This is a genomic window from Spirosoma arboris (assembly GCF_009754945.1).
Lineage (GTDB): Bacteria > Bacteroidota > Bacteroidia > Cytophagales > Spirosomataceae > Spirosoma > Spirosoma arboris.
In genome coordinates this window covers 822,009-837,254 of sequence record NZ_WPIN01000001.1, presented here as the reverse complement: position 1 = coordinate 837,254, position 15,246 = coordinate 822,009, and the positions used below count along the sequence as shown (strand labels likewise).

The window sequence follows — 15,246 nt, the reverse complement described above, 5'->3', positions numbered from 1 at the left end:
CTTTTGACCCCATCGGGGTCACACAAAATACAATTCAATTTAAGTTTTATAGTACGTTGCAAGAAGAACTCTAAACGGGTTGACTAAGGCAGTCTAAAATATCCTAAATTGTGGGTTTCTGTCAGCCCCATTTCGCTTTATGAATCGTCGGAGTTTTATCAAAGCCAGTTCAGTCGTTTCGGTTTCAGCCAGTACAGTAGCTGCAACTGCCTGCGCGTCGCCCAAGTCGGAGAATCTTGAAAATGGAGTAGCTCCTTTTGTTGATGATTTTGCGCTCAATGAACTAACCATCAACGACCTGCAACAAAAAATGCAATCAGGCGAGTATACGTCCGAAGCGATTACAAAACTCTATTTAGACCGCATAGACGCCATCGATAAAAAAGGGCCTCATCTTAACGCCATCATTGAAGTAAATCCCGAGGCCCTCACGATAGCCAAAGCGATGGATCAGGAACGAAAGTCAGGAAAACTTCGTGGCCCGATGCACGGTATTCCGGTACTCATCAAAGACAATATCGACACCGGCGATCAGATGATGACCACCGCCGGGTCGCTAGCTCTCGAAGGACACAAAGCGACTCAGGACGCGTTTATCGTCGCCCAATTACGGAAGGCAGGCGCTGTCATTCTGGGAAAAACCAACCTCAGCGAGTGGGCCAACTTCCGCTCAAACCGCTCTACCAGTGGCTGGAGTAGCCGGGGCGGACAAACCCGCAATCCATACGTATTGGATCGTAATCCAAGCGGATCTAGTTCAGGATCTGGTTCGGCAACATCGGCCAATTTGTGTGCCGTGTCCGTAGGCACCGAAACCGATGGTTCCGTCATTGCCCCTTCGTCGCATTGCGGACTCGTCGGCCTTAAGCCAACCGTCGGACTGGTTAGTCGTAGCGGTATCATTCCCATCTCGCATACACAAGACACCGCTGGACCAATGGCCCGAACCGTGACCGATGCGGCTATTCTACTGGGCGCGCTGGTCGGCGTTGATCCAGCCGACGCGGTCACGCTCGAAAGTCGGGGGAAAAGCGTAACCGATTATACACCGTTTCTAAAAGCCGACAGTCTGAAAGGCAAGCGGATTGGCATCGAGAAGTCGTTTCTGGAAGGGCATGAAGATGTGGTTGCTTTATACAAATTGGCCATTGACGTTCTGAAAAAACAGGGTGCAACGGTTGTCGAAGTTGAGTTGCGAAAAGGGCTTCAGGAAACGGGCGGAGCCGAATTTACTGTCCTGCAATACGAGTTTAAAGATGGTCTGAACCGCTATTTGTCGAAAGCAAATGCACAGGTAAAATCGCTGACCGATGTGATTGCCTTCAATAAGCAGAACCAGGCCAAAGCGATGCCATTTTTCAAGCAGGAAACCCTCGAAAGCAGCGAAGCCAAAGGCGACCTGACCAGTAAAGAATACACCGAAGCCCTGGCCAAAACACGAAGCTGGCGCCAACGTATCGACCAACTCATGACAGCGAACAAGCTGGATGCCATCGCCGGTACCAGCATCGGCCCAGCGGGTTGCATCGACCTGATCAACGGTGACTACGACACTGGCTTTTACTTCTGCCCACCAGCGGCTATGGCAGGCTACCCGCACCTGACCATTCCGATGGGCACTGTCCACAGCCTCCCCGTCGGTTTATCCTTCATCGCCGGAGCCTATCAGGAAGGAGCTTTATTGGCGATAGGTTATGGGTATGAACAGGCTTCTAAGAAACGAGTAAGGCCGGAGTTTACTAGGACGTTGGTTGCGGGTGCTTAACCTTCGTGGTATTGCAACCAGCTATGCTCTTAAACCGTTATCCTGGCGAATCATGATAATAAATCATGATCAATATTTAAACCGGTAAAGCGTATGCAGGACTTCGCCCAACTACGAAATCGAATCGCTGACTTTGTCGCGAATCAAGACCATATTAATGGGTTTTACATTCAGGCCTGGACCGTCGATGAGGTAGAAACGGACGAGTACATCTTTAGAGTGGAGCTTCGCTTCAGCGGATTTAGGCTGCTCTTTACCCAACCCAAATCCATCTATCGTACCCTGGCCGACTTTCCCTATTACATCACAACAGTGTTGACAGGTATTGAGGGAATGTATCTGGGCAAAGTTGCTTTTCTGGCCAACGAAACGGCCTATGCGATTAAAGAGGTCTATCTGGATGGTCTGGTAGACAAGGTATATATTTATCCGCCTGTTCAGGATTGGAAGTGATTAGCGCAATGCCACTTGCAGGGCTACAGGTACCACCCTTAAAGTCAAACCATCCTCTTACCTAGATTCAACCTCAGGCCCCTACTTCCTGTCGTAACTTCGGTTCCTTCTAACCTACTACGACATGGACTTTTTTCGAGGTTCTCAGTGGCAACAGTTACCTTTTTCGGCAAGCGATCTTGGGATAACCAATACCGGCGATGTGTACTTGTTAGGGGAAGAGCCGGGAGATTATGGCCAGTGCCTCTATAAACTTGATCAGCAGGGATTGCCTCAACGCGTTAGTCAGGATTCGAATGTGTCGGGTGTGGCGCTGAACACAAATGGGTTATATGCGAGCTTAATTTCCCCCGATGGGCGGCTTAATCAATACAATTTATACACCCAAAATTTTACCCCTGGTGCCACCTATGCTCTTGAGGCTGGTTATGGAGGTGACGGTTCATTCTACTGGCTGGGTTCCGATACCTATACGGCTGATAACAGGCTTTATAAACTCACGCTGGGCGACTATGGGGAGTATACACAAGCACTTCCCGGTCATGGCGCCCGGTTAGCCGTCGATTCACACGGTAATCCGTGGATCGTTACCAGGAGCCTGGACATCTATCGATTCCGAAGTGACACGCCCATGACCATTCTTGGAAAGGCTCGGGATATCAGTGCATCGTCCAACTATACAGTCTGTATTATAAGCATTGACTTTCGTATTTACGGAGCTAGTTATACCTACCAGACGACTGATCCGTGGGTAGGTATCCCTGATATTATTAACACCCCAGTGCGCGTGGCGATCAGTCCCGAGGGCGTCCCCTGGTATATCGACCAGTTTAACAATGTCTATAAGCGAGTGTAACGGCGTACTTATCATGACTAAACCTATCGTGTTTTCGGAGTGGGTTTTAGAGGCTATCTGGCTTTGTATTCGGGCATCTAAACGACTGATTGATACGCCACATGCCCCCACAAAACAGGCTTTCCTATCCCAGTACACTCAAGTTAACCCGACTCCTGTGTTTGCATGGGATGATCCCGTTCATGGCGTAACATATCAATACGATTTGCGCCTTAATCAGGTACAGCTTACTCCTGCTCTGAAGCCGTATGCAAGAGCTGTAGTCCAGCTTAATAATTGTCTTGGCGAGATTTTGCCGGCTGATTTGCTGAGCACAGACGACAACTGGGAAAAAGCCTGGTTTAGGGCTGCCCGGCATTTGGATATCACGTCGATGCGCTTCCTCATTGATCAGGGGATTGATGTCGACAGGGTCGATGAGAATTATTCTACGGCATTAGACTATGCGGTAACGCCCTACGGAGGGAGTCTGGAGGTAGTTAAGCTTTTAGTGGAATCGGGTGCTGATCTGACTCACCCTGCCAATAGGGTCGATTTGCTGATTCAGGCTGGTTTAGAGGGTGTAATGAGTAGCCTTGAGGCCATCGAAGCCAGGCAAATTGCCGACTATTTGAACCATATGTTGATGGAGCTTCGGCAGGTGTGACATTGACGAATTAATTGCCCGTTGAAAGGGAATAAATATGCCCAATACGGCACTAGAAAACGAACCTCAAAATCACTACTCCTAATGCCCCGCAGACGTAACCAGATTCGTCAACTTCTTCAGCAGACAGCGGCTCAGCGAACGCCTGTGCTGGATCTTTCCAATTGCCAGGCAAGCGATTTGATCGACCAGGTTTGCCGGATGACCTGGCTGACCGAACTAAATCTCTCGCACGGCCATGTGAGTCAGTTGCCCGATGCCTTCGGAAATTTAACTGCTTTGACGCGACTGGATTTGTCTGAAAACCAATTACCTACCCTACCCGAGTCGATGAGTCAGTTGACTTCCCTGACCTATCTCAATTTGAATCAGGCAGGTTATGAATTTACACTGTCAACTACGCTGAAGGAATGGATTCAACACATCCCGGAAGTGGTTGGACTCCATAATGAGCCTCCTGTTGTTGAGGAGCAGCAACGATTCATCTTGAGTGCCGATCATCCCAATCAGTTGCTTGCGTCAATTAAGCAGTCAATGAAACTTTACGATGACGCCTTTAATATGGAAGAACGCAATTTCGATGGCGGGGAGACGCGTAGCCGTGCCGATACTGACATTCAACAGCTTTTCGACCAGATACCCGAACTGAAACAGGTACTGCCAGCCTTTTATGCTGATTTTAAAGATCATCGGTTTTATTGGTCAAGCTCTGATTCGGAAAGGACGCTTGACGCGAATCCCTTTAATCTGCCTACGGAAGCCGACCAGGTATGGCTGGACACGCAGGACCCAACCGATGTACTACCGGTCCAGCTCGTGGATGAACTTCATGATGCCAGTCGAATCGTGTCATGCCTTAACACGGTCACCGGCCAACAGACGAAGATCGTTTGGAGTGAGTACGGAAATTTTCTCGTGTCTAATCAACCCTATGCAGAAGACGAGGTCTATCAGGCTGATTGTGAAGCCGTGCTTTATCAGGCTGGCAGCAACCGGTTGTATGTGCAGGTTACGCTTTACGGCCGGGGGGAGACACCTACTAGTAAATGGGTAGGCAGTGCAAATGCGGGACAATATTGGCAGGAACAGGCGCACCTAACGTACGACTGGCTGACAAAAAATTGCCACCTCTGGCGCGAGTTGTACCGTCTCCCCCGGCGAGATTAAGGAGAATATAGTATCCGCAATCTTAATTGGCTCTTAATCGGCGTCGATAAACACTCTTATTCTTCATGAGTTACGCTACTACCTCACCTGAATACACGCTATTTTTAGGAGCAGCTAACTCACAGTATGGTCACTCAATTCCTATTTGCCACCGGCATCGAAAATAGTAATCCTACCATCCAGAACGGTACCTATCGCCAGGACGAACTGGAAAAATGCGGCCACTACCAGCACTGGCGAACAGATTTTGACCTGGTCGAGCAACTAGGGATTCGCTTCCTGCGCTACGGCCCGCCTATTCATACTACTTTCCTGGGTCAGGGTAAATACGACTGGTCCTTTGCTGACCAAACGTTTGGCGACTTGCGTCAGCGTAACATCGTGCCCATCGTCGATCTGTGTCATTTTGGTGTACCCGACTGGATCGGTAATTTCCAGAACCCCGACTTTCCGGCCCTGTTTGCCGAGTATGCCCGCGCATTTGCCCAACGCTTTCCCTGGGTTCAACTCTACACGCCCGTCAACGAAATGTATATCTGCGCTGAGTTTTCGGCGCTCTACGGCTGGTGGAACGAGCAGCTCCGCAGCGATGCGACCTTTGTAACGGCTCTGAAGTATATTGTAAAAGCGAATGTACTGGCCATGAGCGCCATTCTGGAAGTAAGGCCAGACGCCCTGTTTATTCAAAGTGAATCCAGCGAGTATTTCCACGCCGAAAATCCGGCAGCCATAAAACCCGCTGAAATCCTGAATGCCAAGCGGTTTTTATCCCTTGACCTCAATTATGGGCGTCGGGTCGATTCCGAGATGTATGAATACCTGCTGGACAATGGCATGAGTCGCGACGAGTATCACTTCTTTCTGAGCCATAACCTGAAGCAATATTGTATTATGGGCAATGACTATTATCAGACGAACGAACATCGAGTGGCGGCCGATGGTAGTACCCGTGCGTCAGGAGAAGTATTTGGTTACCACGTTATTACCCGCCAATACCACGACCGGTATCGCCTGCCAGTTATGCATACAGAAACCAACCTCTGGCAGGGGCCCAACGGTGACGAAGCGGTGAACTGGCTCTGGAAAGAATGGGCTAACGTGTTACGCGTGCGCAATGATGGCGTGCCGATGGTGGGGTTTACCTGGTATTCACTCACCGACCAGGTAGACTGGGACTGCGCCTTGCGCGAAAATAATGGTACGGTGAATCCGCTGGGCCTGTTCGACCTCAATCGTCAGATTCGCCCTGTAGGTCAGGCGTATAAACAGCTTATCAGCGATTGGCAACAGGTACTGCCTGCCCAGAGTGTATGTTTACAGGTGCCCATTATCATGCCCAGCGAGAGCGACCAGCCCTGGGCTCAGCAAAAAAAGGCCGATGCCAAACAGGCACGCCAGCATGTAGCCAACAGCATTTCTAAAACCAATCAGCCCGATGCCTGACGATAGTATTTTTTTCTGCTCACCATTGTCGATAAATTCAGATTGATTCAATTTTTTAATCATGAATTGAATTAGTAGGTGTACATTGGCGAGTACCAATAAACTACAAACCATGAAAAAACTAGTCTACTTAGCCCTAGTGCTGTTGGTGGCGGGAGCCTGTAAACACGTTTCTGATACGGATACAAAACGCGTAGTCCTGACAGGCATAGACTCGACCAAAAAACCGGGGGATGATTTTTTTATGTACGCCAACGGTATTTGGTACGATACCGCCCAGATACCACCCAGTCAGACAGGCGTAGGTTCGTATTCCTTTATGAATTTCCCCCAACGCATACGGCTGCAAGGGATTCTGGACAGCATTTCGGCAGACACTCATCCGGCAGGAAGCATCGAACAGAAAGTGGGTGATTTTTATGCGTCAGGCATGGACACATCTGCAATTAACAAACGCGGCTATGAGCCCATAAAGCCCGTGCTCGCACGCATCGATGCCGTAACCGATATTCCTTCGTTGTTGAAATTGGTCGCTGACGAACAAAAAGCAGGGGATGGTTCCATCATTGGGTTTAATGTAGGTCCTGATGACAAACACAGTACGGTTAATATTGCGCAGTTTTATCAGGCCGGAATTGGCCTGCCAGAACGGGATTATTATTTCAAGACCGATTCCTCGACGCTCGCCATTCAAAACGCGTACAAAAAATACCTCACCCGCTTGTTTGAATTGACAGGGACCGATGCTTCTACCGCGCAGAAAAACGCAACAGTGACCTATGCCATTGAAAAACAACTGGCTACCGCTCACCGAACGAATATCGAACTCAGGGATGTGAAGGCGAACTACAATAAACTGGCGGTTGCGGCTTTGTCAAAAAAACAGCCTACCCTAAGCTGGACAACGTTAGTAAATGATCTGGGCATCAAGGCAGATTCAGTCAACGTAGGGCAGCCTACTTATTATGACAAGCTGAATACGCTGTTAAAATCGGTTTCCCTCAATGACTGGAAAGTCTATTTAAAAGCCAGTGCGCTGACCAATTATTCAAATTTCCTGAGCCAGCCTTTTGTTGATGCGTCGTTCGAGTATACAAAAATTCTGACCGGTCAGGCGGTCAAGAAAACACGCGCCGAAGAAATGACACAAGCCGTTGATCGCTCGCTGGGTCATGCACTGGCCCAGTTGTATGTAAAAAAATACTTCCCGGAGGATGCCAAGAAACGTATGGCGGCCTTGGTAGACAACCTGGAAAAAGCATTTGAAGCCCGCATCAACAAGCTGGATTGGATGAGCGATTCCACCAAGGCCAAGGCTAAAGAAAAACTGTACGCCTTCACGGAGAAAATCGGTTACCCGGACAAATGGAGGGATTATTCAAAGGTGGACGTGAAAAGAGACGCTTATTTTGAAAACCGATTGTCGGCGAATAAAAATGATTACCTCTACAGTCTGGCTAAAGTGGGACAACCTGTCGACAGAACGGAATGGTTTACGACTCCGCCGACGGTTACGGCATACAACAATCCTCCGATGAACGAAATTGTTTTCCCGGCTGGAATCTTACAATCTCCTTATTTCAATTTGTATGCCGATGATGCGCTTAACTATGGCGGCATCGGTATGGTAATTGGCCACGAAATCACGCACTCGTTCGACGATCAGGGCGCCCAATATGATAAAGTCGGCAACGTGACCAACTGGTGGAAAAAATCGGACTATGATAAATTCAAAGCGAAGACCCAGCAGGTAATTGATCAATACAATTCGTTTACCGTGCTTGATTCGATGCATGTAAAAGGCGCCTTAACCGTGGGCGAAAATACCGCCGACATTGCCGGGGTTGCCATTGCGTATGACGCCTTCAAATTGACGGATCAGGGAAAAGACACGACGAAACTGGACGGCTTTACCCCCGATCAACGTTTCTTCATCTCGGTAGCCAGAATATGGCGTGTAAAAACAAAGGATGAGTTTATGCGCATGTACGTAAATACCAATCCGCATTCACCAGCTAAGTGGCGCGTAAACGGACCGCTGATGAACTTCACCCCTTTTTATAAAGCCTTTAATGTGCAACCGGGCGATAAACTGTATAAGCCCGAAAATCAACGGATAACTGTCTGGTAAGTTTGTAGTGTTTTATAGATGGCCATACGCCATATCTTGGAGATATGGCGTATGGCCATCTATAAAACACTACAAACTTACGGCAATCTGCACGCTTACTTTACCGGCTCTTACTTCACTGACTTTCCCTTGTTTATAGGGCCCATAAGCAGCTGTATAATAGTCAATTACCGTATCGCCGATTTTAGCCACTTTCCCCTGTTTGTCAGGCCCATAGGCAGCGGTGTAATAATCAATCACGGTATCGCCAATCTGAGCGATTCGGCCCTGCTTATCTGGTCCGTAAGCAGCCGTATAATAGTCAATGGTCATACTCCCGATTTTGGCTATTTTACCCTGTTTATCAGGCCCATATGCGGCTGTATAATGGTCAACGTATTGATTGCCCTCCTGGGCTACGCCCACAATCCGCCCATCGTTGCTAATGAGGATCGTACTTTGAGCGTGACCGTATAGAGAGCTCAGAAAGAGCGTAAAAGCTATTATTGACGGAATTAGTTTCATTGTATTTTTCGGTGGTTCCCGGTTGATTTTTGTGCGATGAGCTACTGGTTCTGGATTTACTTAATGGCGGTAAACATGAATCTGGATAATCTTTTTTCTGACGTTAGCAGATGGACCACCCTGGCAAAAGCCTGTAATCCATGAAACGTATCTTCTGTTTCGATTTTCAGCAATTCGTCCTTCCAGTTTTCCCTGGCGTCAAACCAGTTTTTTGAGGTTGTGGCAATATTCTCCGTTACATCCTCACATTGAATGTGTGTAAAACCGGCTTCGCTCAATAATTTCTCATTTTCCCCAACGGGCACAAATAGAAAATAACCAATTGAGCTTCGAATCGCCAGTTCTTCATTGGTAACAATGCCGGTAACGACGACTGGGTCTGTATACAATAATCGACCGCCGGGCTTTAAAACGCGTTTAATTTCGGCGAGAACCTTGCCCCTGTTTTTAAAATGGTTGATCGAATCAATTGTCATGACCACATCAAAGCATTCATCCTCGAACGGAAGTGGTTCACTAGCATCGCCCAGCCTAAAGTTCAGTTTATCGTTCAGCGCATTTTCTGTGGCAAGTCGGGTTGCATTGGCAACGCCATTTTCGTTACTATCGATACCTACCAGATTAACGCCCGTTTCTTTCACCATGAATACGGCCGGCCCACCTGAACCAGTAGCTAATTCAAGTACGTTTTCATTGGGAGCCAAGCCAAGAACAGCAAAAAAATGCCTGTACTCTTCGGCTGTAATCCAGCTATTTTGCCCAATATCTTCGCCATAGGTTTGTACGCGAATGTTCGCATACACCTCATCTGCATAGTTCTTATAGGTTCCTGAGTAAAGCTCAACTTTCGATTTCATAAGTTGATAGCGCTAGGCTGATTTTTGTTTCCAGGTAGCAATCATTAACGGCCAGTTAGCCGTGTAATACGTAGCACTGGTAGCCAGTTCGGGCAAACCCTCTATAAAGCGACGACTCTTCTCCGGTGTTGTTAGTCCCAGATTCAGGGCCACGGGCAGTAAACTTTTGTAGACAGACACCAGCATAGGATACATCTGTTTCAGTGGTTGAATAACCCCATACACATCTGTCCCCGTGGGTTCACCAAGTCCCGCTTCGACAAACAATCGGGGCATTCGGCTCCCAATACGAGCGTCCTTCCCGGTGGCGTCGAAGGTGCGAAATAAGACGTTCTCAAATTCTTCAAATAACTCGCTGGCTGGATAAAGCTGCGCATAACTCAAATCATAATCCTGAATCAGCAGTGTACCGCCGGGTTTAACCAGCGTCCATAAGTGCTCAAGGACTGCCACTGGGTTTTTCAGATGGATCATCGTCAATCGGGCATACACCAGATCGTAGGGAGCGTTCGGCAAATCGGGTAAGGTTTCCAGGTCCTGGGCGCTAAAACTAAATTGAGGACCGACGGTAGCTGTCAGAATACCCAGCGCTTCCTGACCAATAACCGGATCAACATCGACACCGGTCACATGCCCTTCCGTACCTACCATATTTCCCAATACCCGCATTACTTCGCCGGGCCCACAGCCGGCATCCAGGCAGTTCATCCCCGGCCTGACCCCAACAGCTTGTAGGGCACGTCGGGTTGAGGCTTCCCATACACTGGCCTGAGCACGCAACCGCTGATATTCGGCAGATGTACGTCCCAGTACGTATTGATTAGCGATATCCGTTTCCACAGTCGAATTCATAAGGGTAAAGGCTAACTCGTTTCGGTCTTTATTGGCTTGATGCTATAAACTTACAGGTGCCTTTCGACCGCTACGGAAGCACTCTATATAGGGTTGAAATCACTTTAAAAACGGTTGCCTTTAGGCTACAAATGGCAAAGGAGTTAGTTACCTGTATGATCTATTCCTTAGGTCAGCACAAATTGTCCTAAATGAGCTAGGCTTTGTCCCAAACGAACTAGGTATGGCTTTCCCTGGTAGCTTATCTTTGGCTTAGTCAAACCTTCCTTCTTCTGGCATGAAACGTACCTTTCCTTTAGTCCACCGTCATTTTCTGTTTGTGGTTCCAGTGCTCACCAGCTTATTACTTATGCTGGGTAGTCAACCAACAGCACTGGCTCAATCACCTCATCCGGCTATCCAGTTTGATACGCTGACCCGGCGCATACACCAGATCATGAAGCAGGAAAAAACGCCGGGTGTACAGGTGCTTGTTTTCACCAAAGACAGCCTGCTCTATAAGCTCAATGCGGGCGTTATGAATCTGAAAACCAAAGCGCCCGTAACCGACCAATCCATGTTTCGACTGGGGTCGATCACCAAAAGTTTTGTAGCAGTTTCGGCGCTGATGCTGCTCGAAAAAAAACAACTGGCCTTGTCCGAAGAGCTTAAGAAAGCCGCCCCCGACATCCAGTTCACCAATCCCTGGGAAGCTACTGATCCAGTTCGGATTGTCCATCTGCTTGAACATACCACCGGCTTCGACGATCTGGCGCTGAAAGATTATGCCGTTAATGTTCCGGCCCTAAGCCTGCAAAAAGGACTGGATACCGCTGCGGCATCGCGCCATTCGCGCTGGCGGCCGGGCACCTTTATGGCCTATTGCAATTCGGGGCCAGCGGTGGTGGCTCGTATCATTGAGAAAAAAACAGGGCAGGAATTCGAGTCGTTGGTACGGCAGCGTATTTTCGAACCACTTGGCCAGAAAACCATCACCTTCCGCCGAGACGGAGCCGCTTTGACGCAGTTAGTTACCAACTATTCGGGGGGCAAAACACCCAAAGAAGAACGGTATTGGGATATTGTCGAGCGGCCTGCCGGAAGCCTGAATGCCCCCGCTCTGGAGCTAATGCCGTTTGTACAAATGCTACTGAATCGGGGAACGTATAAAGGAGCCCGACTGCTGGACGCATCTTCTGTTGACCGCATGGAAACTCCAACCGCTTCTCTGGCGGCTAAAGCAGGCTTGAAAGAAGGGTATGGTCTGCATAACTACACAACCTCATACAAAGGCTATGTTTTTCACGGCCACGATGGGGGTGTCAACGGGGGACTGGCGCATTATCTCTACAATGCCGAACTGAATCTAGGCCTGGTTGTTCTGGTCAATTCTGATGGAGCCGGGTTTGGCAAAATCGACGATGCCGTACTGGATGTGATCCTGAAAAACACCCCGAAACGGCTGCCACCTGTTTACACATTAACGAGTGCCGAAAAAGAGTCGTTGCTGGGTTACTACCGAGCCAGTAACGTACGAATAGGGCTCAGTTACTGGTTCGAATGGTTAGCGAGTATCTATCGGGTTTTTGAACGGGATGGTAAACTGATGATGACAAATGTGCTTGATGGTGAAGCCGTGCCTCTCCAGCCAGTAGCCGCCAATCAATTTATCCGCCTGGAGAAAAAGGGATACACACCTACCTGGGCACTCGTCCGAAATGATGAAGGGCAGACCGTACTGACGAATAATGACTTCCAAACCATGACGACCACCTCGTTCATTGGAGCCTGGTTCCCTCTGATACTGGGTGGTATCGTTATGCTACTGGCCGTTGTCAGCAGCGTGGCTGGGCTTGTCTGGCTGATTCAGTACGGCTTGCAAAAACGAAAGAGACAACCCATCAGCGGCATGCCGGTACGGATGTCTTTATGGGGGTATTCACTCTCGCTCCTGCTGTTTTTAACCACGATTATCACAGGAATTTCAACCGATCCTTTCACACTCGGTTTGGTAGGAGCCGCTTCTATCACAATCTTCCTGACCACGCTATTGGCTGCCGTCTTTGCGATTTGGGCGTTCATTTCCCTGGTCCGCTACCAACGTCAGATTCCTCATCGAGCCGACCGGATTTTTCTATGGGCGGCAGTGTGTTCCGCCTTGATCGTCATTGGTTATATGGCAATTTGGGGATTAGTTGGCTTGCGTATGTGGGCGTAACAACGATCAACATATGGTCCCAAACGGGTAAGCCGTATTGACGATCCAGACAGTATATGGACTTTTGCTTCGCTTCACAACTACACCCTATGCCTCGATTTTCCCTTTCTTGTCTGTTGTCCTGTTTCTTTTCCTGGTTGTGTTTATCCCCCGTCTGTGCCCAGGATACGACTCTGGTGCTCGATACGGCCCAGTTAATCAACCTTTCCCGGTTGGACGGTTGGGTATATGCACCAGGCCATAACCCCGACTGGGCCAAACCAACGGTCAATTCAGGAAACTGGCGCAGGTTTAAACCCGCCGACTTATCGATTAAAGACGCGGATAAAAACGGTAAGGTTGAAGGCTGGTTCCGACTCAACATCAGGCTCGATTCGACTTGGGAAGGTATGGATTTAGGGGTGAGAAATGGTACCTGGGCAGCTACCGATGTCTACATAGACGGCCAATGGGTGGCCTCTTTTGGCAATACGGGCATAAACGGGAAGCCCTACCAAGATCATCATTACCTGGATAAACTTCCGAAAGCAATCCGGTTAACTACCGGGCAGGCACATCTGCTAGCAATCCATTTGGTGGATTATGTATCTCCTTTTCTTCATTATCCCAGTCGAAAACTACAATTAGAAGTATTTTCGAACCCCGCGCAAATTGTCCAGCTTACTGGGCCGCGTTATCCATCCATTCTACAGGATGATCTCAAAGAGGATGTAGGCTATAAAAGCCTATGGTTCGGTTCATGGCTTCTGATGACGATCTGTTTCTGGCTACTGTCCTGGCTGAAATTCTCCGAGAAACATAGCTTACAATTATTAGCCATTGGTGGGACGTTTGCGAGTCTTTCGAGTCTGGCTCGCCTGTTGCAATTTGGCAATCCTTCCTTCGCAGTTTTGTTTGGGGAAGCATGTATTGTTGGGCTGTCTCTGTGGCTTACGACGATTTTTATACTACTTACTATAATGACTATTTTCGGTTATCAACCTAATCGTAGATGGTCTACTTTGTTAATCATCACGGCCATTGCAGGGGCTGCACTGGATGCATATGTGGGTAATGATACGATTATTTCGATTGCCAACTTTATGCAGCAAATAACCATCATTTATTTGCTTATAACCTCCTGGAAACGACTGCAAGGGGCTCAGTGGGCCATTGTGATTGGAACGTTGGTCAGTGTTCTGGCTGCTACGGCGTATGCGATTTTCGCTTTTGCTAATGTATTGTTCAACTCCAATTTAGTATATTCTACATTTCATATCGTGTATTCCGTTGTCTCTCTTGGCTTTCCATTTGGATTTCTGGTCTACATTGCCCTTCGGTTCAGGGAGATTTTAGCCGAAATTCGGGCGAAAGCGGTTGCGGTTGTGCAGATCACGGAAGAAAAGCGGGCGATTCTGGCCGCCCAAAACCAACTCCTCGAACAACAGGTCGAAGCCCGTACTGCCGAATTAAAAGCCTCTCAAGTTCAACTCATTCAGAAAGAGAAACTCGCCAGTCTGGGCGAACTGACCGCCGGTATCGCCCACGAAATCCAGAATCCCCTCAACTTCGTCAATAACTTCTCGGAAGTATCCACTGAATTAGTGGACGAATTGAAGGAAGGACCATTCCAACAGCTCCCCGATTCAGAACGGGAGTATGCAGAAGAAATTTTAGGCGACCTGACCAGTAATCTCAAAAAAATTAATCACCACGGCGAACGAGCCAGTAGCATTGTCAAAGGTATGCTCGAACATTCCCGCACTGAATCAGGTGAGAAACGACCCACCAACCTCAATGCGTTGGCTGATGAATACCTAAAGATTGCTTATCACGGCTTCAGAGCCAAGGACAAGACCGGTTTCAACTGCCAGTTAGTCACTGACTTTGATTCTACGCTGGCGCTAATAGACGTAGCTCCTCAGGAGATTGGGCGAGTGTTGTTGAACCTGTACAACAATGCCTTTTATGCTATGTCTGAACACCAGCAGGCAGGCGTAGCTGGCTTTCAGCCAATCCTGAGCCTCACCACGCGCCTTACTCCCCATCCCGACTCGTCGGACCGCCCTGAAGGGGGACTGCTTCGAGTTGAGACGGTTCCCCCTTCAGGGCGGTCCGACGAGTCGGGATGGGGGGTAAATCAGGTTGAAATTCAGGTATCAGACAACGGTACAGGAATTCCAGAGTCAGTGAAGGCTAAAATTTTTCAGCCCTTCTTCACCACCAAGCCTACGGGCGAAGGAACAGGATTGGGACTGAGTTTAAGTTACGACATCATCACCAAAGGGCATGGGGGTGTCCTCGCTGTGGAAAGCACCCCCATGCAGGGAAGCACCTTTACGATCTGCCTACCTTTAATTTCTCTTAAAACGACTGCGAATCAATTAATCGCTTAA

The 15,246-nt window shown here is 48.6% G+C and carries 12 protein-coding genes; 9 read left to right on the top strand and 3 right to left on the bottom strand.

What is annotated here, in order from left to right; all coding sequences use genetic code 11:
• Window positions 1–139 precede the first annotated feature (139 nt).
• From GO755_RS03350 to GO755_RS03320, 7 genes are all read left to right on the top strand, one after another.
• Window positions 140–1,765 carry an amidase gene (locus GO755_RS03350; RefSeq protein WP_157583134.1) on the top strand — a complete coding sequence of 542 codons (1,626 nt, stop codon included), beginning with the start codon at window positions 140–142 and terminating at the stop codon, window positions 1,763–1,765.
• 93 nt (window positions 1,766–1,858) lie between these two features.
• A complete protein-coding gene (locus tag GO755_RS03345; RefSeq protein WP_157583133.1) occupies window positions 1,859–2,218 on the top strand; it encodes a hypothetical protein in 360 nt (119 codons plus the stop codon).
• Between the two features lie 124 nt (window positions 2,219–2,342).
• On the top strand, window positions 2,343–3,074 hold the full coding sequence (locus GO755_RS03340) for a hypothetical protein (RefSeq protein WP_157583132.1): 732 nt from the start codon (window positions 2,343–2,345) through the stop codon (window positions 3,072–3,074).
• Window positions 3,075–3,087: 13 nt separating this feature from the next.
• Complete coding sequence (locus tag GO755_RS03335) at window positions 3,088–3,720, top strand: ankyrin repeat domain-containing protein (protein WP_198174739.1); 633 nt, start codon at window positions 3,088–3,090, stop codon at window positions 3,718–3,720.
• A gap of 84 nt (window positions 3,721–3,804) precedes the next feature.
• Window positions 3,805–4,887 carry a leucine-rich repeat domain-containing protein gene (locus GO755_RS03330; RefSeq protein ID WP_157583130.1) on the top strand — a complete coding sequence of 361 codons (1,083 nt, stop codon included), beginning with the start codon at window positions 3,805–3,807 and terminating at the stop codon, window positions 4,885–4,887.
• 126 nt (window positions 4,888–5,013) lie between these two features.
• On the top strand, window positions 5,014–6,330 hold the full coding sequence (locus tag GO755_RS03325; protein WP_157583129.1) for a family 1 glycosylhydrolase: 1,317 nt from the start codon (window positions 5,014–5,016) through the stop codon (window positions 6,328–6,330).
• A 112-nt stretch (window positions 6,331–6,442) separates the two neighbouring features.
• On the top strand, window positions 6,443–8,461 hold the full coding sequence (locus tag GO755_RS03320; protein WP_157583128.1) for a M13 family metallopeptidase: 2,019 nt from the start codon (window positions 6,443–6,445) through the stop codon (window positions 8,459–8,461).
• Between the two features lie 69 nt (window positions 8,462–8,530).
• On the opposite strand, the gene GO755_RS03315 is transcribed toward GO755_RS03320, so the two are convergent.
• The 3 genes from GO755_RS03315 to GO755_RS03305 are packed head-to-tail and all read right to left on the bottom strand — an operon-like array spanning window position 8,531 to window position 10,674.
• Window positions 8,531–8,965, bottom strand: coding sequence for a hypothetical protein (locus GO755_RS03315; protein WP_157583127.1), 435 nt, complete (start codon window positions 8,963–8,965; stop codon window positions 8,531–8,533).
• 56 nt (window positions 8,966–9,021) lie between these two features.
• Window positions 9,022–9,822, bottom strand: coding sequence for a class I SAM-dependent methyltransferase (locus GO755_RS03310; protein ID WP_157583126.1), 801 nt, complete (start codon window positions 9,820–9,822; stop codon window positions 9,022–9,024).
• A 12-nt stretch (window positions 9,823–9,834) separates the two neighbouring features.
• Window positions 9,835–10,674 (bottom strand): class I SAM-dependent methyltransferase, encoded by an 840-nt coding sequence (locus GO755_RS03305; protein WP_157583125.1) that lies wholly within the window; start codon window positions 10,672–10,674, stop codon window positions 9,835–9,837.
• A gap of 277 nt (window positions 10,675–10,951) precedes the next feature.
• On the opposite strand from GO755_RS03305, the gene GO755_RS03300 reads away from it, so the two are divergent.
• On the top strand, window positions 10,952–12,871 hold the full coding sequence (locus GO755_RS03300) for a serine hydrolase domain-containing protein (RefSeq protein ID WP_157583124.1): 1,920 nt from the start codon (window positions 10,952–10,954) through the stop codon (window positions 12,869–12,871).
• Between the two features lie 89 nt (window positions 12,872–12,960).
• Window positions 12,961–15,246 (top strand): ATP-binding protein, encoded by a 2,286-nt coding sequence (locus tag GO755_RS41325; protein WP_227686845.1) that lies wholly within the window; start codon window positions 12,961–12,963, stop codon window positions 15,244–15,246.

Excerpts from the sequence above, each read along its gene's own strand:
- GO755_RS03320 (WP_157583128.1), top strand. The coding sequence starts at position 6,443 with ATGAAAAAACTAGTCTACTTAGCCCTAGTGCTGTTGGTGGCGGGAGCC.
- GO755_RS03310 (WP_157583126.1), bottom strand. The coding sequence starts at position 9,822 with ATGAAATCGAAAGTTGAGCTTTACTCAGGAACCTATAAGAACTATGCA.
- GO755_RS03335 (WP_198174739.1), top strand. The coding sequence starts at position 3,088 with ATGACTAAACCTATCGTGTTTTCGGAGTGGGTTTTAGAGGCTATCTGG.
- GO755_RS41325 (WP_227686845.1), top strand. The coding sequence starts at position 12,961 with ATGCCTCGATTTTCCCTTTCTTGTCTGTTGTCCTGTTTCTTTTCCTGG.
- GO755_RS03330 (WP_157583130.1), top strand. The coding sequence starts at position 3,805 with ATGCCCCGCAGACGTAACCAGATTCGTCAACTTCTTCAGCAGACAGCG.
- GO755_RS03345 (WP_157583133.1), top strand. The coding sequence starts at position 1,859 with ATGCAGGACTTCGCCCAACTACGAAATCGAATCGCTGACTTTGTCGCG.
- GO755_RS03340 (WP_157583132.1), top strand. The coding sequence starts at position 2,343 with ATGGACTTTTTTCGAGGTTCTCAGTGGCAACAGTTACCTTTTTCGGCA.
- GO755_RS03325 (WP_157583129.1), top strand. The coding sequence starts at position 5,014 with ATGGTCACTCAATTCCTATTTGCCACCGGCATCGAAAATAGTAATCCT.
- GO755_RS03315 (WP_157583127.1), bottom strand. The coding sequence starts at position 8,965 with ATGAAACTAATTCCGTCAATAATAGCTTTTACGCTCTTTCTGAGCTCT.
- GO755_RS03350 (WP_157583134.1), top strand. The coding sequence starts at position 140 with ATGAATCGTCGGAGTTTTATCAAAGCCAGTTCAGTCGTTTCGGTTTCA.
- GO755_RS03300 (WP_157583124.1), top strand. The coding sequence starts at position 10,952 with ATGAAACGTACCTTTCCTTTAGTCCACCGTCATTTTCTGTTTGTGGTT.
- GO755_RS03305 (WP_157583125.1), bottom strand. The coding sequence starts at position 10,674 with ATGAATTCGACTGTGGAAACGGATATCGCTAATCAATACGTACTGGGA.